This is a genomic window from Nocardia sp. NBC_00881, assembly GCF_045207455.1.
In the GTDB taxonomy this organism is placed as follows: domain Bacteria; phylum Actinomycetota; class Actinomycetes; order Mycobacteriales; family Mycobacteriaceae; genus Nocardia.
Map to the genome: position 1 here is coordinate 38,767 of NZ_CP108798.1, position 18,547 is coordinate 57,313.

The following is an 18,547-nucleotide window of genomic DNA, read 5'->3' on the forward strand; positions in this document are numbered from 1 at the left end:
TGCATGGGTGTCGACGGGGTCAAGCGCCTCGATCCGACGGCATAGGATGCTCGATGTGAGCACTGTCGCGCCTATTCCCGAGGGTGTACCGGACTCGATGGCCGAGCGTGCGTACGCGGCGATCAGGGACCGATTGATCATGCTCGACATCCGACCCAACGCGGCGATTGTCGAGAACGAGCTGGCGAGGGACCTCGGTGCCGGCCGGACGCCGGTCCGAGAGGCGCTAAAGCGGCTCGAGATGGACCGGCTGGTTGTGTCGTACCCGCGCCGAGGGACCTTCGCGACCGGCGTCGATATCACCGACCTCGCGCACATCTCCGAAATCCGGCAGGTGCTCGAGCCGCTCGCCGCACGTCGAGCCGCGCAGGTGGCGAACGCGGCGATGCGGTCGGAGCTGCGGGAGCTGGCGGACCGTACCGACCGGCTCGACGTCGCCGGGATCGATCGCCGAGAGCTCATGCGGTGGGACCTGACAGTGCACCGAGCGATCTACCGGGCGACCGGCAACCCGCACTTGCGGGACGTGCTCGTCCGACACGACGACCTGGCCACTCGGATCTTCTGCCTGTTCCTCGACCGTATGCCGACAGTCGCCCAGCATGTGAGCGAGCATGTGGCGCTGCTGCGGGCGATCGCAGACGGCGAGGCCGACCGCGCGGCCGAACTCGCGCACGACCACGTCACCGGCTTCGAACGCGCGATACGCGCCGTCGTCTGACCGCAGGGCGAGCCGGATCCGCTGCGGTATCCGTGGGGAAAGCTTGGGCTGTAGGAGTTGTCGTGCTGGGCAGGCTCGAGCAGTCCGGCACTGGGCGCGCATTCGACGCGTCCTTCTCCCGTGCCGTGCGCTCTTCTGTGTCGCGGTAATGCAGGGCGAGACGCTATGCCCGCGTGAGGTCGAATGCGCGATCCCGTACGCGCTCTTGACAACCGAGTGTGATCCCGAGCACGCTGTTGCATATCGCGAATCGAGTTTCGCCAGGCGCTACAGAGAGGCCCAGTCATGCTCGAAGTCTGCCCGCTATCCGAGCTGCCGCGCGGCGAGACCCGTCGTATCGAGGGGGACACCCCGATCGCGGTGTTCCATACCGAAGACGGCGACCTGTACGCCATCGACGACACCTGCACCCACCAGGACGCGTCTCTGGCCGACGGCTGGCTGGAGGGCTGCCAGGTCGAATGCCCCCTACACGCCTCGCGGTTCGACTTGCGTACCGGCGCGGTGGACGCCCCTCCCGCCAAGCTGCCGGTTCGTACCCATCGGGTGAAAATCGTCGACGGAGTCATCCACGTCGAGCTCAGCAGCGCTCCACCGAACCTGCCTCCGAGCGTGTCCGTGCGGGCGCTGAAGGCCGGGCGATGAGGACCATCGCGGTCATCGGTGCCTCGCTGGCGGGCCTCTCCGCCGCCCGGGCTCTGCGCGCCCAGGGATTCGACGGCGAGCTGACAGTCGTCGGCGCCGAGGCCCATCGGCCCTACGACCGCCCGCCACTGTCGAAGGAGTTCCTCGCCGGCCAGATCGACGCCGACACCTTGGCCCTCGAACTCGACGACGAGAACCTTTGCGCGCGTTGGGTGCTCGGTACCCATGCCACCCGAATCGACGCCGCCGGGGGAGCGGTGGAGCTGGAAGACGGTACCCGACTCAGCGCCGACGGTGTCGTGATCGCCACCGGAGCCCGTGCGCGCCGGTGGCCCGGCTCGGAGGCGATGGCCGGTGTGCACGTGCTACGTACTCTCGATGACGCGCTCGCACTGCGGGACGGGCTCCGCGACGGCGCCCGGCTCGCGGTCATCGGCGCTGGGTTCATCGGCGCCGAGGTCGCCTCCACCGCCCGCAAGCTCGGTCTCGAGGTGACCGTGGTCGAGGCCGCGCCCACCCCGCTGGCCGGGCCGCTCGGAGTTCGGCTCGGCGCTGCGGTGGCGCGTCTGCACACCGAGCATGGCACGACGCTGCGGTGTGGGGTCGGCGTCGCCGGCCTGACCGGCAGCGACCGGGCCACCGGGGTCGAGCTCGCCGATGGCACGCACCTGACCGCGGACGTGGTACTCGTCGGCGTCGGCGCAATCCCGAACATCGAGTGGTTGCACGGCGGTCCTGTGGAATTGGGCAACGGCGTGCTTTGCGACGCGGGCGGGGCGACATCGATCCCGCAGGTCGTCGCCGTCGGGGACTGCGCGTCCTGGCACGAGCCGTTTCTCGGCCGGCGGCACCGGGTCGAGCACTGGACTGCGGCTATGGAGCGTCCGGCCATCGCTGTCTCGACGCTGCTTGCCGGCGGGCTGTATCAAGGAACGTCCGCCAAGCCGCCCTACTTCTGGTCCGACCAGTACGGCAAGCGAATCCAGTTTGCCGGCATCGCCCACCCTGACGACGAGATCACTGTTGAGGATGGCGTTCTCGATGAGACCAGCTTCCTGGCGGTGTACCGCCGCGAGGGGATGCCGGTAGCGGTCCTCGGCATCGACCGGCCGCGGCTGTTCACCCGCTGGCGGCGCCAGCTCGCAAGCCTGCCCGCCGCCTCCTGACCGGGAACCGGACACTTCCAGCGAGATCGAACCAACAGCGACACCGAAAAGGAGCCTGCCGTGACCACCGCAAGCCTGCCTGAAAGCCTGATCGCCACGCTGCCAGGCCACTACTACACCGACGCCGAGGTCTTCACCATCGAACAGGAGAAGGTCTTCGAGACAATGTGGTTCTGCGCCGTGCGCGCCGCCGACCTCGACAAGCCGGGCGCGTTCAAGACCGTGCAGGTCGGGCGCGAGAGTGTGCTCGTCGCACGGTCCCGCTCGGGGGAGGTACGGGCGTTCTTCAACGTCTGCCGCCACCGTGGCGCGCGCCTGTGTACCCAGGAAAGCGGGGAGGTCCAGCGCGCGTTCCAGTGTCCCTATCACGCCTGGACTTACGACCTGGACGGCAAGCTCGTGGCCGCGCCCAACCTGACGAAGATGCCGGACATCGACCGGGTCGATTTCGGCCTGCGGCGCATCGCCGTGCGGGAGTGGCTCGGCTACGTCTGGGTCTGTCTCGCCGACCAGCCGCCGTCATTCGACGAGACGGTGATGCGGGAGGTGCGCGACCGGCTCGGCGACCTCGAGTCCATCGCCCACTACGACATCGCCGAGCTCAGTGTCGGCCGCCGGATCGTCTATGACGTCAAGGCGAACTGGAAGCTGATTGTCGAGAACTTCATGGAGTGCTACCACTGCGCCACGATCCACCCGGAGCTCACCGAGGTGCTTCCGGAATTCGCGGACGGCTACGCAGCGCAGTACTACGTCGGTCACGGCGCCGAATTCGGCGCGAGCATCGAGGGTTTCACGGTCGACGGCTCGCACGGACTCGACCGGATCCCCGGTGTCGCCGAGGATCAGGACCGGCGCTACTACGCGATCACCATCAAGCCGCAGGTGTTCGTCAATCTGGTGCCCGACCACGTGATCGTGCACCGGATGTTTCCGCTTGCTGCCGACCACACGGTCGTCGAATGCGACTGGCTCTACCTGCCCGAGGTGGTCGCCGCAGGCAAGGATCTCAGCCGTTCGGTCGAGCTGTTTCATCGGGTCAACCGGCAGGACTTCGATGCGTGCGAGCGGTGCCAGCCCGCGATGAGTTCGCGGATCTACCGCGACGGTGGGGTGCTGGTGCCCAGCGAACACCACATCGGAGCGTTCCACGACTGGTTGCGCACCAAGATTTCCGATTGACAGATCGATACATCCGGGGCGCAAGCGGCGCGGCCGCAACCGAGAGCGGCCGACCCTGCGCACCTGAAACGGAAATCAGTCGAGATAGCCCATCCTGCGGCTGATCGCGTCGGCGGCGACGATCACGTCCCGCGCGATCTCATGCAGCCACTGCTCGCTGAACCGGTAGACCGGACCGGACACGCTGACCGCCGCGACCACCTCGCCGGTGTGATCGCGGATCGGCGCCGCGATGGCGTTGAGGCCCTCCTCCAACTCCTCGACGGTGTATGCGTAGCCGTCGCGCAGGGCGATGGAGAGCTGCTCTTCCAGCGTTGCGGAAGAGGTGATCGTCCGCGGGGTGAGTTGGTCCAGACCTGCCGCGGACAACAGGTCTTCGCGCTGCTCGGCATCCATATGCGCGAGGAGAATCTTGCCGCTGGACGTGGCATGTAGCGGGGTCGACTCGCCGATCCAGTTGTGTGTGCTGACGGCCGACGGACCTCGTGCCTGACACAGGTTGACCACGAAATGGGACCGCAGCACGGCCACGTTCACTGTTTCGCCGAGTTGTGCGGCGAGCGTTCTGCACACCGGGCCTGCCTGTTCCGCGATGTCCAGCCGTCGAGGGACCGCCCCGGCAAGGCGGAGGATTCCGAAGCTGAGGCGGTACTTGCCGCGCTCGTGGGTTTGTTCGACGAGCTCGCGCTCCTCGAGCGCGCTGAGCAGCCGGAACGCCGTCGACTTGTGCACGCCGATGTCGGCGGCGACCTCGCTGACACCCGCCTCGCCGCGTCGGGCCAGGATCTCGAGCACACTCACCGCACGGTCGACCGACTGCACGCCGGTCGCGGTTCCCGCCGCCCCGTTTGCGGTTCTCACCGTGGCGTTCTTCATGGCGCAACTATAGGCACAGCCACTTGGTGTTGCCTAATGAGAAACACGGTGCGTATTGCGCTCTGTAATCCGCTCGAGGTCGTTGACGCGCCGGTCGGTCACGTGTGCCGGACCGCAGCATTCGACGCCCGCACCGACGATGGTCGCCGAGAAGTCGGATGTTGTCGGATCAAGGTCAGTGTCCTCGCGCGATCCAGGCGGCCAGGTGCGGAGCCTCTGCGTCGATCGTGGTGCCCTCGCCATGTCCGGTGTGTACGAGTGTGTCCTCGGGCAGGGCGAACAGGCGGTCGCGGATCGAGTCGATGATCGTCGGGAAGTCCGAGTAGGACCGGCCGGTGGCGCCCGGGCCGCCCTGGAACAGCGTGTCGCCGGAGAACAACATGCCGGCCTCGGGCATGTGCAGGCATACCGAGCCCGGCGAGTGACCGGGGGTGTGGATGACTTCGATCTCTGTGCCGGCGACTCCGATCCGCTGCCCGTCGTCGATACGCAGGTATCGCTCGTCGGGATGGGTCATCCTCCACAGCACGTCGTCACCGGGGTGCAGCATCAGCGGGGCGTCCAGCTTTTCGGCGAGTTCGGGCGCCACAGTGACGTGATCGTTGTGGCCGTGGGTGCAGAGCACCGCGGTGACCCGACGGCCCCCGACTGCGTCGATAATCGGTTGCGCGGCATGCGCTGCGTCGACAATCACCACGTCGGTGTCGTCGCCGATCAGCCAGATGTTGTTGTCGACCTCCCAGGTGCCGCCGTCGAGGCTGAAGGTGCCGGAGGTGACGACCCGCTCGATACGCAGACTCACAGGACCACCACCGAGCGCAGCACGTCGTTGCGGTGCATGGTCGCGAACGCCTCCTCGACCTGGTCGAGCTCGATGCGTTCGGTGACGAATTTCTCCAGCGGCAGCCGGCCCTGCTGATACAGGTCGACGAGCATCGGGAAGTCGCGCTCGGGAAGGCAGTCGCCGTACCAGGACGACTTCAGTGCACCGCCGCGAGAGAAGAAGTCCACCAGCGGTATCTCCAGGGTCATGTCCGGGGTCGGTACGCCGACGAGCACTACGGTTCCGGCCAGGTCGCGCGCGTAGAACGCCTGCTTCCAGGTCTCGGGCCGGCCGACCGCGTCGATCACCACGTCCGCGCCGAAGCCCCCGGTCAGCTCCCGCACAGCTTCGATGACGTCGACCTCGGCGCCGTTGATCGTGTGGGTGGCGCCCAGCTCGATGGCCCACTCCAGCTTGCGGGGATCGCGATCGATCGCGATGATCTTGTTCGCCCCGGCCAGCCGCGAGCCCATGATCGCGGCGTCGCCGACACCGCCGCAGCCGATGACCGCCACCGAGTCGCCGCGGGTGACGTTTCCCGTGTTCACGGCGGCGCCCAGGCCCGCCATCACCCCGCAGCCCAGCAGTCCGGCCACCGCAGGGTCGGCGGACGGGTCGACCTTCGTGCATTGTCCGGCGTGCACGAGGGTCTTGTCCGCGAACGCGCCGATGCCCAGTGCGGGGGTCAGCTCGGTGCCGTCCTCGAGGGCCATCTTCTGTGTCGCGTTGTAGGTGTCGAAGCAGTACTGCGGCCGACCGCGCTTGCAGGCCCGGCATTTTCCGCACACTGCCCGCCAGTTGAGGATCACGAAATCGCCGACCGTGACCGTGTCCACGCCTGGGCCGACGCTCTCGACGACGCCCGCGGCCTCGTGGCCGAGCAGGAAGGGGTACTCGTCGTTGATGCCGCCCTCGCGGTAGGTGAGGTCCGTGTGGCACACCCCGCACGTGGCGATCGCGACCACGACCTCGCCCGGGCCGGGATCCGGGATGGTGATGGTCACGGTCTCGACCGGGGCGCCCTTCGCGCGGGCGATGACCCCGCGTACCTGCTGCGGCATGGTGAACTCCTAGCTCTTCGTCGGCCGCGCTGGTGCGCGGGTGGACTGGGGTTGTCGGGTTGTCGCCACCGTGCTCGGCCGCACCCACGGAGCTGGACGGGCGCGCTGCCCCTCATCGCAGGCGGGGCGCATCAGCCCCCTTACGTCGAGCGACTCGAATGGTGACACTCCGACGATGCCGCGGTCGTCTGTCGTGATAGCGAACCCTAGCGGGGCGGGAAGTCCCATGTTGGTCATCTCAGCGAGGTTTGCGCCCTTGCCGTCGAGTGGCGCGGCTCGGTCTCGGCTGCCTTCTTGGAAGTCGTCGTGCGGCATGCGGTCTCCGAGGTCGTCTGGTCGCGGAAGCTGCTCACCTGAAACGCCTTATGTCGAGAACTGATATATCAATACGTTAGAGTGGTGGCGTTTCGGGGTCAAGGGTTGCGGTGGAATCGGCGCCACAACCGTTGTGGCGCCGGCTACGCCATTCAGAACATCTCCCGGACCTCGTCCTCGAACTCGCGCACGTGCCGCTGGGCGAGCTCACCTGCCCGCTGCGGATCGCGGTCGAGAATCGCCCGCAGCACCTCGGCCTGACTGTGTACATGATGCTCGAGGTGTGGCAGCCGCTCGCGCGCCATGTTCCATATCCGTAGCGACAGATCGAGACTCTGCATCAAGATGTCACGCAGATACTCGTTGTGTGCCAGTCGGTGCACCGTCCGGTGCATCGCGGTGTCGAGCTCGAGCAGCGCCGTCGGCTCCGTGCAGCCGTTGAACTCGGCGAGCAGGTGCTGGAGTTCCTGACGCTCTTCGTACCGGGCGTGGCGCGCGGCCTGTTCGGCGGCCAACCCTTCGAGCCGCTCGCGGATATCGCAGATCGACTCGAGGTCCGCCACATCGATTTCCGACGCATAACTGCCCCGGCGGGGATAGATGACAACGAGTTTCTGATGGGCAAGGCGTTTGATCGCCTCGCGCACCGGAGTTCGGCCGACGCCCAGTTCAGCGGCGAGCCGCTCCTCGTCGATGGTGTCGCCGGGGGCTATATCGAGAGAGATCAGCTTGTCTCTGATTGCCACGTAGGCGCGGTCGGAGAGCAACTCGCTGTTCGACGTGCGGACCCTGCTCGAAGGCCGCGGCAACGGTGTCACCATGCCCCCTGAAACGTCTCTTGCACACATTGAAATATCAGATAGCCATCAGGGTACATCGGTGTGCACGGTTGCGCTCAGGCCCACCCGAGCCCGGATCGGGCGGGGATGCGGGCACGGGCGTCTCAGGGCGTCGGCCGACTATTGCGCTGCACCGTCACCGCCCGTCCAGGCTGAACTCGATGGCTGCGTCGAGTAGCCAGTCGGTGAGGTAACGCGCGAAGGAGGATCGGACGAGGATGCGGTGGTCAGTGCCGGTGTCGTCGAGGGCGAGGAGGACGATGCCGGCCCGGGCGAGGGTGGTTTGCGCGGCCGAGCCGGTGGTGAAGACGTTCGGGTGTAGGTCCAGCGAACAGCCCTTGGCCAGTACGTCGCGGGCATGCGCACCGCGCAGCCGCAGCGTGGTGCGCTGTGCTGACACGTCCACCGCTGCGCCGCCATGCGGGGCGACGGCGGCCCGCAGCTCGGCCTCGAGGGCTCGGCCCGTGCGGAAGGTGTCGGTGACCAGCCATTCATTGGGCCCCAGCCAGATCACGGTGGTGTCGCCGGAGCGCGCGAAGGTGGACGACACGGTCGGCAGGTCGACCCCGCACACCGGCGCGGCCGCGGCGGGCGCATCGATGCGCAGGTCGACCATGGCGACGAAGGGCTCCTCGCTCAGACGGAGGGACTCGGGTAGCGCCGAGATCTTGTGCTCCCAACCCTGCAGGGGACTGACGGGGGCGAGGGTGTCAGCCATCGCGGCGTGCTCCTTCTGGGTCGATCAGGACGGATCCGGTGACCTGCACCGGGACCAGAGCGCCTTGGACGGGGATGTGCAGGGTTTCCCCGATACGGGAGCGCCCGGCCTCGAGCAGCGCGAGGGCGAAGGGCCGATCGAGCTCGGCGCTGCGATAACTGGAGGTGACGTGACCCAGCATCGGGACCGGCGGCGGTGGAAGGACCCCGTTCTCGCAGAACTCGATGATCTGCGAGCCCTCGGGCAGCATGGTCTGCCGGTCGATGGGCAGCAGCCCGACCAACTGTTTGCGTCGCGGGTTGTTGTTCTCGACGCGGCTGAACGAGCGCTTGCCGACGAAGTCCGGCTTCTTCTTCGACACGGCCCATGCCATGCCCAGATCGTGTGGGGTGACCGTTCCGTCGGTGTCCTGCCCGACGATCGGGTACCCCTTCTCCGCGCGCAGCACGTGCATGGTCTCGGTCCCGTATGGGGTAATTCCTCGGGTTCGGCCGGCCTCGAGCAGGCGGGACCACACCGCGAGCGCGTACCAGCTGTTGACATTGACTTCGAAGGCCAGCTCGCCGGAGAAGCTGATCCGCGCGATCCGGACCGGGATGTCGCCGAGGCTGGTGTCCCGCCATGTCATGAACGGAAACGCCTCATTGGAGACATCGAGGTCGGGGAAGACGGCACCGACCACGTCACGGGAGCGCGGCCCGACGACGGGGAAGGTCGACCAGTGCTCGGTGACGGAAGTCAGGCAGACCTTCAGATGGGGCCATTCGGTCTGGGTCCACTCCTCCATCCAGTCGAGGATCTTCGCGGCCCCGCCGGTAGTCGTGAACACGAGAAATCGGTCCTCGGCCAGGCGCATGACGGTCCCGTCGTCGATAACCATGCCGTCGACCCCGCACATGACGCCGTACCGGATCCTGCCGACCGCGAGGCTGCTCATCATGTTCGTGTAGATCATGTCCAGCAGCTCGCCGGCATCCGGACCCTGCACGTCGATCTTGCCGAGGGTGGAGCCGTCGAGAATGCCGACTCCGCCGCGCACGGCCGCGCACTCGCGCAAAACGGCGTTGTCCATGTTCTCGCCGGGACGCGGGTAGTACCGCGGCCGCTTCCACTGCCCGACGTCCTCGAACACCGCACCGCGGGCGACGTGCCAGTCGTGTATGGCGGTGACGCGTTCCGGGTCGAACAGCATGCCCCGATCCTGGCCTGCGAGCGCAGCGAACGGGACCGGGGTGTAGGGCGGGCGGAAGGTGGTGGTGCCCAGCTCCTCGATCGGAACGCCGAGAAGTTCGGAGGCGATGCCGGAGGAGATGACCCCGGAGGTCTTGCCTTGGTCGTGCGCGGTGCCGATGGTGGTGTAACGCTTGATGTGCTCCATCGACCGCATTCCCGCGCCGATCGCCCGAGCGAGGTCGGCGACAGTCGCGTCACGCTGCACGTCTACGAACGCGCTCTGTTCGCCTGCGGCATCGGGGACGCGCCAGAGCACCAAGGGTGCTGTCTGCTCCTCATCATCCTCGTCGGTCGCCGCGCTCGACGGTGACGTGGGGGAGAATCCGAGTTCGAGAACCGCTGCGGCAGCTGTCCTCTGGCCCTCCCGCAAACATCCCGACAGGGCGAAGATCCCGTTGGCGGAGCCGGCGACCGAGACACCGGGGAGTTGCTCATCGGGCAGGAACGCGCCGAGTACGTTGTCGTAGCGCAGTGTGCCGCGGGCCTGGCTGAACAGATGTACCGCCGGGTTCCAGCCACCGCTGACCAGCAGCACGTCGCACGCGAGCGGAAGATCGGGCCAGGTGTCGCGGTGGGAGCGCGTTGACACGACGGCATGGGTGATGCGGTTGGTACCGCGGGTGCCACAAACCACGGATCCGGTGCGGATCGTGATCCCCCGCTCGTCGCATTCTCGCTGCCAGCGTTGCGGCGCCCGGTCGCGGGCCTCGATGATGGCGTCGATGCGAACGCCGGCGTCGTGCAGGTCGATCGCGGCGAGATAGGCGCTGTCGTTGGTGGTGAAGACGACCGCCTGCTCTCCGACTTTGACACCGTAGCGGTGCAAGAAGGTGCGCGCGCTGTGCGCCAGCATGATGCCGGGGCGGTCGTTGTCGGTGAACACGACGGGCCGTTCGTGGGCACCGGCCGCGAGGAGTACGTGCCGCGCGCGGATCCGCCACACCCGCTGCCGCGAGACGTGTGCCGGCGCCTCGTACCCGCGGTGATCGGTGCGTCGCTCGAGCGCGAGCACGAAGCCGTCGTCGTAATGTCCGAATGCGGTGGTGCGCTGCAGGTGCAACATGTCCGGGTAGGTGGCCAGTTCGGAAACCGCGGATGCGATCCAGTCGAGCGCGGGGACGCCGTCGATGGTGTCGGTGCTACCGAGCAGGGAGCCGCCCGCCTCGGATTGCTCGTCGACCAGGACGACCCGGGCGCCCGCCCGGGCGGCGGTCAGCGCCGCCGTCAGCCCGGCCGGACCGGCACCGACGACCAAGAGGTCGGCATGGACATGCTGGGCGTCGTACTTTGCCACATCCGGGATGGTGGCGAGCCTGCCCTGTCCAGGGATGCCGCGGGCGACCAGGCCGTCGAACAACTCGATGGTGGTCGCGAGCAGCATCGGTTCGGGGAACGGTTCCTCGATCTGGACCGTGCCGCCGGTGTCCTCTGCCCAGGCCCCCGCGATTCCCCGGGGGCGACCGAGGTTCACGCTACTGGCGACGTTGTGCACGCCGTGAGCGAGCAGCGCTGAGGCGAGCGTGTCACCCGGGTGTCCGGTGTAGGCGCGGCCGTCGAAGGTGAATTCGTAGGTGGTGTCGCGGTCGATGCGACCGCCGGCCGGGGTGCGATGCGATGCGTTCACGAGATCGTCGGCTTCGGCTCGTCCAGGCGGTATACGCCGTGGAATCGGTAGGTGGCGGTGTCACGCACGGCGTTGAACCAGCGTCGGCACCCGGCGGTGTGGCTCCACCGTTCGGCGAAGGGCCCCTTCGGATTTGCCCGGAAGAAGATGTAGTGCGCCCATTCTTCGTCGGAGAGGGACGCCGGGTCCTGCGGGTAGGCGACATGCGCCTGGCCGCCGTAATGGAACTCGGTTTCTTCGCGGGGCCCGCACCACGGGCATTCGATGAGTTGCATTGCCGCTCCTAGATCAGTGCGCCACGGCGGCGGCGCCATGCTCGTCCACAAGTGCACCCGTGATGAAACGGTCCAGGCTGAACGGTGCTGTGTAGGGGTGGATCTCGTCGCGGGCAATGGTGTCGGCCAGGCACCAGCCGACGCCGGGTGTCGCCTTGAACCCGCCCGTGCCCCAGCCGCAGTTGAGATACACGTTGCGGTATGGCGTTCGGCCGACGATAGGGGAGGCGTCAGGCGTGACGTCGACGATTCCGCCCCAGGTTCGCAGTAAGTGCGCGCGGGCGAAGACCGGGAAGAGTTCGACGGCCGCCGCCATTTGGCGTTCGATGATGTGGAATGCGCCCCGCTGGCCATAGCCGTTGTACGAGTCGATACCCGCACCCATCACGAGTTCACCCTTGTGCGCCTGCGAAACGTAGACGTGGATGGCGTTGGACATGACGATGGTGGGATGCACGGGCTCGAGTAGCTCGGAGACCAGCGCCTGCAGCGGGTGGCTCTGCACCGGAACTCGGATCCCGAGCATGTCGGTGAGCACCGCTGTGTGGCCGGCCGCGCAGAGCGCGACCTGCCCGGCGGCGATATCTCCGCGGGAGGTCCGCACGCCGGTCACCCGGTCACCGTCGGTGACGAAGCCTGTGACCTCGCAACCCTGGATGATGTCGATGCCCGCCTGATCGGCGCGGCGGGCGAAGCCCCAGGCGACGTAGTCGTGCTTGGCGATGCCAGCGCGGGGTTGGTAAGTCGCACCGAGCACCGGGTAGCGGATATCGGACGAGATATTGACGATCGAGCAGAGTTTCTTGATCTCGTCGGGCTCGACCCACTGCGCGTCGATGCCGTTGAGCTTGTTGGCCTCCACCCGGCGGACGCCGTCGCGGACGTCCTGCAGGCTGTGCGCCAGGTTGAGCACGCCGCGCTGGCTGAACAGGATGGGGTAGCCGAGGTCGTCTTCGAGGTTCTCCCACAGTTTCAGGGAGTGTTCGTAAATTCGCGCGCTCTCGTCCCACAGGTAGTTCGAGCGGATCAGTGTGGTGTTGCGGGCCATGTTGCCGCCCGCGAGCCAGCCCTTCTCCAGGACCGCCACCTTCGTGATCCCGTGGTTCTTCGCGAGATAGTGGGCGGTCGCGAGCCCATGCCCGCCGCCGCCGACGATCACGACATCGTAGGACCGTTTCGGCTCAGGGTTACGCCAGAGGAAGTCGGGATGCTCGGGCAGGTGCGCGCCCGGGGCCTTGGTTCTCATCGTGTGGCCTCCGTCAGGTGGTGGAGCGGATATGTGGACGGTCCGAGTGGCTGCGCAGCCGCCAACTGAAGCCTCCGCCCGCTCAGCTGAAGCCAACTGATATATCAGTTGGTGGATAGAGTATGATTCTTGGTACACAAAGGTCAAGGGTCTCCATGAACCCCATCCCGACAAGCCCGGAGAAAGAGGAACGTGAGCGTCCAAACGCAGGCGACGGTGGTTAGGCAACCTCTCGCCTCCAATGCAGACCGTGCGTACGAGCTCATCCTCGAGCGACTGGTCCTGCTGGACATTCGGCCGAGCGAGCCGATCAACGACGACCGCTTGGCCAGCGAGCTCGGTTTCGGCCGCACACCTGTGCGCGAAGCGCTCAAGAGACTCGAGCGTGACCGGCTGGTTGTGGCGTACCCGCGCCGCGGAACGTTCGCCACGACCGTCGACATCACCGATCTCGCGCATATCTCCGAGATTCGCAAGCAGCTCGAACCGGTGGCGGCCGCGCGGGCGGCCCGGACTGCACCACCCGACGCACGCGCCCGGCTGTCGGAACTCGCCGCAGCGATTGCTCGGCTCGAGCGCGGCGGCGACCGCCGACAGGTACTCCGGGAGGACGTACGCGTCCACCGCGAGATCTACCGGGCGGCCGGCAATCCTTACCTCGAGGACGTCCTTGTGTGCCAGGACGCCCACGCCACCCGGATCTGGTGCCTGTTCCTCGATCGGCTGCCCGATGTCACCGGGCATGTGCGTGAGCACGTCGAGCTGCTGCACGCCATCGTCGACGGCGACGATGCCGCCGCCTCCGAGCTCGCCCTCGCGCACGTCCTCGGGTTCGAACAGGCCGTCCGCGCCGTGGTGTGAGGGGAGCGGTGGGGGCCGCGATGATCGGCGCTCGAGGCCTGTCGCGCCCGAGGTCGGGCACCCGGCCTCGGGCGACAGCGTCCGCCGCTGACGGTCATGTCACGATCCGAGCGAAGATCGGCGCGTGAATGGCCACGGGCGGGTGCGCGTCCGGCAGGTCATGTCGCCGCACCGAGTCCGTTGGCGTACTGGGCCGCGGTGAGTAACCCCGCGGTCGACGCTGTCAGTGTGGGAAGAACGGCGAAAAGCCATCCGGCGTGGAACGGATCGGCGGCCACCAGCCGCGGATCGTCGACGACCGCGGTGTTCGCCAACGTGACCAGGCCGGTAATCGGTGCGGCCAGTGTGATCGCGCTTCGCGCCGAGGTCCAGATCAGCGCGCATGGTGCGCCGATCATCACTGTGCTGCGGACCGCGGGCAGGTCCAACGCGACGACGTCGACGCCCTCTACTGCGGCCTTGGCTACGCCGCAGCGAATCGGGTAGTCGGCGAGGTGATCGCCCGGGGCGAGGGCCAACCAACTATGGCCGGCGGTATACCGGCGATCCGTCGGGATCTGCTGAGCTCTCATGGCTTCCTTCTGACGGTCGAAAGCGGGGCTTTGTGAACGGTCGCCTGGGTCACGCCACAGCTGTCGGCGCACCTGCCGAACCTCGCACACGTGCGGTCCGGCCGCGATCGGGTAAGCAACTGACAGTTGGGAGTGGGACCCGAGCGGTCAGGCTTTGATGCGCTTCATCTCGGGGTCGACCAACGGTTCGGCCACCACCGTCGCGGCGACGCGCCGGTCGAAATACTGGATCTCGACTGGTGTTCCGGGTGCTGCGGACGCAGGCAGCCAGGCGTAGGCGATAGGTGCGCCGACCGTGTGGCCGAACGCGGCGCTGGTGACATAGCCGGCCGGGCGGCCGTCCAGGAAGACCGGCTCCTGTCCGAGCACGACGGACCGGCCATCATCGACCCGCAGGCAGGCCAGGCGCCGGGTAACCGTCGCGTCACCGACACCCTCGAGCGCCATGCGGCCGACGAACTCTTCCTTCTGCCGACGAACGGCGAAGCCGAGGCCCGCCTCGTAGGGGTTGTGTTCGGTGGTCATATCGGTGCCCCACGCGCGGTAACCCTTCTCCATGCGCAGGCTGTTGAATGCTGCTCGGCCTGCGGCGATCACGCCGTACTGATGGCCTTCCTGCCAGAGCACGTCCCACAGTCGAAGACCGTTGTCGGCCGAGGTGTACAGCTCCCAGCCCAGCTCGCCGACGTACGACAAACGCATGGCGGTGACCGGGACGCCGGCGATACGGGCATTCTTCGACCGGAAGTACTTGAAACTCTCGTTCGAGAAGTCGTCACTACTGAGCGCCTGCACCAGATCGCGGGCCCGCGGGCCCCACAGGCCTATACAGCAAGTGCCGCCGGTGATGTCGCGGATCTGCACGCTGCCGTCGCCGGGCATCTGGCGACGGAAATAGTCGAGGTCGAGGTTTCCGTTGGCACCGACCTGAAAGGTGTCAGCGGACAGCCTCGTGACGGTGAGGTCGCTGCGCACCCCACCGGCGTGGTCGAGCGCCAGCGTGTACGTCACCGACCCGATGGACTTGTCCATCTTTCCGGTCGTCAGGTGATCCAAGAGACTCGAGGCGCCACGCCCGCTGATCTCGAGGCGCCTGAGCGGGGTCATGTCATACATAGCGACCGCCGTGCGGGTACGCCAAGCCTCGACTGCGGCGATCGGGGAGTGGAACTTCGCAGACCACGCATCGCGAGCGGGGGGCGTCCACTCCTCCGGAAGGTACTCGAGCAGACTGGCATTGGCCTCGAACCAGTGGGGGCGCTCCCACCCGCCGCTTTCGAGGAAGACCGCGCCGAGTTCCCTCTGGCGAGCATGGAAGGGGCTCACGCGCAGGTTCCGCGGTGAAACGCGTGGCTGCAGTGGATGCAGCACGTCATAGATTTCGACGAAGTTCTGCTGCGAGGTCTCGCTGACATAGTCGGGTGCCAGCTGAATCTCCTCGAAGCGGTGCACGTCGCAGCCGTGCAGCTCGATCTCGCTTCTCCCGTCCACGAGGAGTTGGGCCACCGCGCGAGCTACGCCGGCAGAGTGCGTGACCCACACGGCTTCCGCGATCCAGAATCCCGCCACGTCGGCGGACTCACCGACGAGTGGTCCGCCATCGGGCGTGAACGAGAAGACGCCGTTGAAACCGGTGTCGATCTTGGCGGACTCGAGACTGGGAAGAAGACGCCTGCTCTGCTCCCACGACGGGGCGAAGTCCTCTCCGGTGAACGGCAGCATCGAGGGCATGTCGCAGGCGGAGACCGCATCGCTTTCCTCGAGATCGCGCAGGCTGACCGGCATCGGGCGATGGGCGTAGGTTCCGATTCCGAGACGATCGCCGTGCTCGCGGTAGTAGAGATCGTGGTCCTGGTGGCGAAGAATCGGGAAGCCGGCCTCGGCGAGTTCACTATTGCGGCCCACGAGCTCGGGGATCTGATCTGTCTTGGCGTACTGGTGGGCCAGCGGAAGCAGCGGCACGTTCATGCCGACCATCGCGCCGATGTTCGGCCCCCAGAAGCCCGCGCACGAAACGACGATGTCTGCCGGAATGACTCCGTTCGATGTGGCCACTCCGGTGACTCGCCCATTACCCTGTTCGATGCCGGTGACTTTGGTCAGCCCCCGGAAAACCGCACCCCGAGCCTCTGAGCGCCGGGCAAGAGCGACAACGGCACGCGACGCCTTCGCGAGTCCGTCGGTCGGTACGTAGAGTCCCCCGAGTATCTGGCTCTCGTCGATGAGCGGATGCAGCTTCACACATTCCTGTGGATCGAGGACGGTCCCCTCGATCCCCCATGACGTCGCCCAGCCTTGCTTGCGGTGCAGGTCGGCCAGACGTTCGAGGGTGGTGGCCACCTCGAGGCCGCCCAGCCTGCTGAAGCACCATTCGCCGTCGACGTCCATGCCGACGAACTTCTCGACTGTGTACCGGGCGAACTCGGTCATTGTCTTCGATGCGTTCGTCTGGAAGACCAAGCCGGGCGCATGGGAGGTCGATCCTCCGGTCAGGGGCAGCGGCCCCTGGTCCACGACGGTGATCTGATCCCAGCCTCGGGCGGTCAGCTCGTCAGCCAGGTTGGCACCGACGATGCCTGCTCCGATGATCACTACGCGCGGTGACCCCATGATGGTCCTCCTAGATTTCACAGGTGTGCCCCAGCTACGGCTGCCGCGTTTCGGACGACGACATCGCAGCGTCACGGGGCCGGAGCAGCGCCGAACACCACCGCTGTGGTGAATGTGACCGCATCGCAGGTCAGTATGTCGACAACTGATATATCAAAAGATAAGTCGAAGATGCGGTGGGGTCAAGCCCCAGTGGTCGTGCCCGATCCTTTTCAGCGCACCCTTGACCGGCCCCGAATGACTGAAATACAGTCACAGAACGCTGATGTGTTAGCCGGGCACATCAGACATTTCTACAGGCACTCTTCAGCTTCGCTCATTCTCCGAGTGTCGCTAGCGATAAGGGATTCGCAATGACGACGACCGCTCCGGCAGCCACCGTGACCAGCCTCGATGATGCGCCGGTGACCTCATTTCACCGCCGCCTGATGTATCGCTGTGCGGGCGGGCCGTTCCTCGACGGGTACGTCTTGAGCATCGTCAGCGTCGCCGTAGCGGGGATGACGGACGATCTACACCTGAGCGTGTTCATGCTCAGCGCGATCGGGGCGGCGGCCCTCGTCGGAATCTTGGTCGGGGCGGCGGTTTTCGGCCCTATCACCGACAAGATCGGCCGTGAAGTCATGTACATCCTGGACGTGGTGGTGCTCGTCGGAGCATCGCTGTTGTCCGCGTTTGCGGCGACCAGTTGGCAGGTCCTCGTGCTCCGATTCGTTATCGGTCTAGCCATCGGCGCCGACTACCCCATCGCCACCTCGCTGCTGGCCGAATGGCTGCCCAGACACAACCGCGGCCGCATGCTCGGCGCATTGATCGTGTTCTGGTACGTCGGAGCCACCGCCGCCTACGTGGTGGGACTGGCCATCATCCACTTCGGGGGCGACGACCTGTGGCGGTGGATCCTCGTCAGTTCGGCGATTCCTGGCGTGGTCGTCCTGCTGATGCGGATAGGCACCCCGGAATCGCCGCGGTGGCTGGTCCAGCGTGACCGCAAAGACGCGGCGCGTCGGGTGATCAGCAAGGTTTTCGGCGACACCGTCGATGCCGACGCGGCCGTCGCAGCGGAGGTCATCGCGGCTGGCAACCCTGAGCAGCGCGCCTCGCTGCGGACGGTATTCCGGGGCCGAAACCTGCGCCGCATTACGTTCTGCGGCCTCTTCTTCCTGTGCCAGGTGACCCCTCTGTTCGCGATCTACACGTTTGGCCCGGTGATCCTCCAGGCGTTCGGCTTGAACGAGGGTGTCATGGCGTATGTCGGGTCCGCGCTGATCAGCCTGCTATTTCTGATCGGCTGTGTGCCGGCGCTGCGGTGGGTCGACAGCTGGGGACGGCGCCCGTTGATCGTGTGGTCCTTCGGCCTGATGGCAATCCCGCTGGCAGTGCTCGGCATCGCGCCCACGGCCCCGATCGTCGTCATTGTGATCTGCTTCTGCCTGTACGCATTGTTTTCCGGCGGACCGAACGTCCTGGACTGGACGTACCCGAGCGAACTGTTTCCCACCGAGGTCCGGGCCACCGCGATCGGAATCTCCACCGGCATCAGCCGCATCGGTGCGGCCGTCGGAACGTTCCTGCTGCCGGTCTCGCTGGATGAGATCGGTGTCGGTCCGACCATGCTGATCGGCGCCGCGTTGACCGTCGTCGGCTTCGTCGCTTGCCTGGCGTGGGCGGAGGAGACGAAGGACACCAACCTCGGTGGCACCGCCCCGGTGCACGCCGGGTAGCCCGTGCGCCCCGGCAGCCGGGTGGGCACTGCGATCATGCTTAGGCCAAGTCCGGG

At 66.7% G+C, this 18,547-nt stretch carries 16 protein-coding genes; 6 read left to right on the forward strand and 10 right to left on the reverse strand.

What is annotated here, in order from left to right:
* The first annotated feature begins 46 nt into the window (after positions 1-46).
* The 4 genes from OH799_RS00190 (at position 47) to OH799_RS00205 (ending at position 3,714) form a co-directional block, all read left to right on the forward strand.
* Positions 47-721 carry a GntR family transcriptional regulator gene (locus OH799_RS00190; protein WP_406273931.1) on the forward strand — a complete coding sequence of 225 codons (675 nt, stop codon included), beginning with the start codon at positions 47-49 and terminating at the stop codon, positions 719-721.
* 285 nt (positions 722-1,006) lie between these two features.
* Entirely contained in the window at positions 1,007-1,366 is a 360-nt protein-coding gene (locus tag OH799_RS00195) for a bifunctional 3-phenylpropionate/cinnamic acid dioxygenase ferredoxin subunit (protein ID WP_406273934.1), read from the forward strand.
* Positions 1,363-2,532: an NAD(P)/FAD-dependent oxidoreductase gene (locus tag OH799_RS00200; RefSeq protein ID WP_406273937.1), complete on the forward strand. Its 1,170-nt coding sequence runs from the start codon at positions 1,363-1,365 to the stop codon at positions 2,530-2,532. Before OH799_RS00195 ends, OH799_RS00200 begins: the two co-directional genes overlap by 4 nt.
* A gap of 60 nt (positions 2,533-2,592) precedes the next feature.
* The gene (locus OH799_RS00205) at positions 2,593-3,714 is read left to right on the forward strand and encodes an aromatic ring-hydroxylating dioxygenase subunit alpha (protein ID WP_406273939.1); all 1,122 of its coding nucleotides are present in this window, start codon (positions 2,593-2,595) and stop codon (positions 3,712-3,714) included.
* A 75-nt stretch (positions 3,715-3,789) separates the two neighbouring features.
* Here OH799_RS00205 and OH799_RS00210 read toward each other — a convergent pair whose 3' ends face one another.
* The 8 genes from OH799_RS00210 to OH799_RS00245 all read right to left on the reverse strand — a co-directional run bounded on the left by OH799_RS00210 (position 3,790) and on the right by OH799_RS00245 (position 12,724).
* Positions 3,790-4,590, reverse strand: a complete 801-nt coding sequence (locus OH799_RS00210; protein ID WP_406273942.1) for an IclR family transcriptional regulator — start codon at positions 4,588-4,590, stop codon at positions 3,790-3,792.
* A gap of 175 nt (positions 4,591-4,765) precedes the next feature.
* Complete coding sequence (locus OH799_RS00215) at positions 4,766-5,392, reverse strand: MBL fold metallo-hydrolase (protein WP_406273945.1); 627 nt, start codon at positions 5,390-5,392, stop codon at positions 4,766-4,768.
* The gene (locus OH799_RS00220) at positions 5,389-6,474 is read right to left on the reverse strand and encodes an S-(hydroxymethyl)mycothiol dehydrogenase (protein ID WP_406273948.1); all 1,086 of its coding nucleotides are present in this window, start codon (positions 6,472-6,474) and stop codon (positions 5,389-5,391) included. Before OH799_RS00220 ends, OH799_RS00215 begins: the two co-directional genes overlap by 4 nt.
* A gap of 467 nt (positions 6,475-6,941) precedes the next feature.
* Entirely contained in the window at positions 6,942-7,610 is a 669-nt protein-coding gene (locus OH799_RS00225) for a GntR family transcriptional regulator (protein WP_406273951.1), read from the reverse strand.
* 154 nt (positions 7,611-7,764) lie between these two features.
* Positions 7,765-8,346: a sarcosine oxidase subunit gamma gene (locus OH799_RS00230; protein WP_406273954.1), complete on the reverse strand. Its 582-nt coding sequence runs from the start codon at positions 8,344-8,346 to the stop codon at positions 7,765-7,767.
* Positions 8,339-11,203 (reverse strand): 2Fe-2S iron-sulfur cluster-binding protein, encoded by a 2,865-nt coding sequence (locus OH799_RS00235; RefSeq protein WP_406273957.1) that lies wholly within the window; start codon positions 11,201-11,203, stop codon positions 8,339-8,341. The genes OH799_RS00230 and OH799_RS00235 overlap by 8 nt, the downstream gene beginning before the upstream one ends.
* The gene (locus tag OH799_RS00240; RefSeq protein ID WP_406273960.1) at positions 11,200-11,478 is read right to left on the reverse strand and encodes a sarcosine oxidase subunit delta; all 279 of its coding nucleotides are present in this window, start codon (positions 11,476-11,478) and stop codon (positions 11,200-11,202) included. The genes OH799_RS00235 and OH799_RS00240 overlap by 4 nt, the downstream gene beginning before the upstream one ends.
* Before the next feature lie 13 nt (positions 11,479-11,491).
* Positions 11,492-12,724, reverse strand: a complete 1,233-nt coding sequence (locus tag OH799_RS00245) for a sarcosine oxidase subunit beta family protein (protein WP_406273962.1) — start codon at positions 12,722-12,724, stop codon at positions 11,492-11,494.
* Between the two features lie 192 nt (positions 12,725-12,916).
* Between OH799_RS00245 and OH799_RS00250 the strand changes: the two genes are divergently transcribed.
* On the forward strand, positions 12,917-13,585 hold the full coding sequence (locus OH799_RS00250; RefSeq protein WP_406273965.1) for a GntR family transcriptional regulator: 669 nt from the start codon (positions 12,917-12,919) through the stop codon (positions 13,583-13,585).
* A gap of 158 nt (positions 13,586-13,743) precedes the next feature.
* Here OH799_RS00250 and OH799_RS00255 read toward each other — a convergent pair whose 3' ends face one another.
* The gene (locus OH799_RS00255) at positions 13,744-14,157 is read right to left on the reverse strand and encodes a glycine cleavage system protein H (protein ID WP_406273968.1); all 414 of its coding nucleotides are present in this window, start codon (positions 14,155-14,157) and stop codon (positions 13,744-13,746) included.
* 147 nt (positions 14,158-14,304) lie between these two features.
* Positions 14,305-16,767 carry an FAD-dependent oxidoreductase gene (locus OH799_RS00260; protein WP_406273971.1) on the reverse strand — a complete coding sequence of 821 codons (2,463 nt, stop codon included), beginning with the start codon at positions 16,765-16,767 and terminating at the stop codon, positions 14,305-14,307.
* A 353-nt stretch (positions 16,768-17,120) separates the two neighbouring features.
* Here OH799_RS00260 and OH799_RS00265 point away from each other — a divergent pair, with 353 nt between their 5' ends.
* A complete protein-coding gene (locus OH799_RS00265) occupies positions 17,121-18,491 on the forward strand; it encodes an MFS transporter (RefSeq protein ID WP_406273974.1) in 1,371 nt (456 codons plus the stop codon).
* Positions 18,492-18,547 lie beyond the last annotated feature (56 nt).

Excerpts from the sequence above, each read along its gene's own strand:
- OH799_RS00190 (WP_406273931.1), top strand. The coding sequence starts at position 47 with ATGCTCGATGTGAGCACTGTCGCGCCTATTCCCGAGGGTGTACCGGAC.
- OH799_RS00195 (WP_406273934.1), top strand. The coding sequence starts at position 1,007 with ATGCTCGAAGTCTGCCCGCTATCCGAGCTGCCGCGCGGCGAGACCCGT.
- OH799_RS00200 (WP_406273937.1), top strand. The coding sequence starts at position 1,363 with ATGAGGACCATCGCGGTCATCGGTGCCTCGCTGGCGGGCCTCTCCGCC.
- OH799_RS00210 (WP_406273942.1), bottom strand. The coding sequence starts at position 4,590 with ATGAAGAACGCCACGGTGAGAACCGCAAACGGGGCGGCGGGAACCGCG.
- OH799_RS00220 (WP_406273948.1), bottom strand. The coding sequence starts at position 6,474 with ATGCCGCAGCAGGTACGCGGGGTCATCGCCCGCGCGAAGGGCGCCCCG.
- OH799_RS00225 (WP_406273951.1), bottom strand. The coding sequence starts at position 7,610 with ATGGTGACACCGTTGCCGCGGCCTTCGAGCAGGGTCCGCACGTCGAAC.
- OH799_RS00230 (WP_406273954.1), bottom strand. The coding sequence starts at position 8,346 with ATGGCTGACACCCTCGCCCCCGTCAGTCCCCTGCAGGGTTGGGAGCAC.
- OH799_RS00240 (WP_406273960.1), bottom strand. The coding sequence starts at position 11,478 with ATGCAACTCATCGAATGCCCGTGGTGCGGGCCCCGCGAAGAAACCGAG.
- OH799_RS00245 (WP_406273962.1), bottom strand. The coding sequence starts at position 12,724 with ATGAGAACCAAGGCCCCGGGCGCGCACCTGCCCGAGCATCCCGACTTC.
- OH799_RS00255 (WP_406273968.1), bottom strand. The coding sequence starts at position 14,157 with ATGAGAGCTCAGCAGATCCCGACGGATCGCCGGTATACCGCCGGCCAT.
- OH799_RS00260 (WP_406273971.1), bottom strand. The coding sequence starts at position 16,767 with ATGGGGTCACCGCGCGTAGTGATCATCGGAGCAGGCATCGTCGGTGCC.
- OH799_RS00265 (WP_406273974.1), top strand. The coding sequence starts at position 17,121 with ATGACGACGACCGCTCCGGCAGCCACCGTGACCAGCCTCGATGATGCG.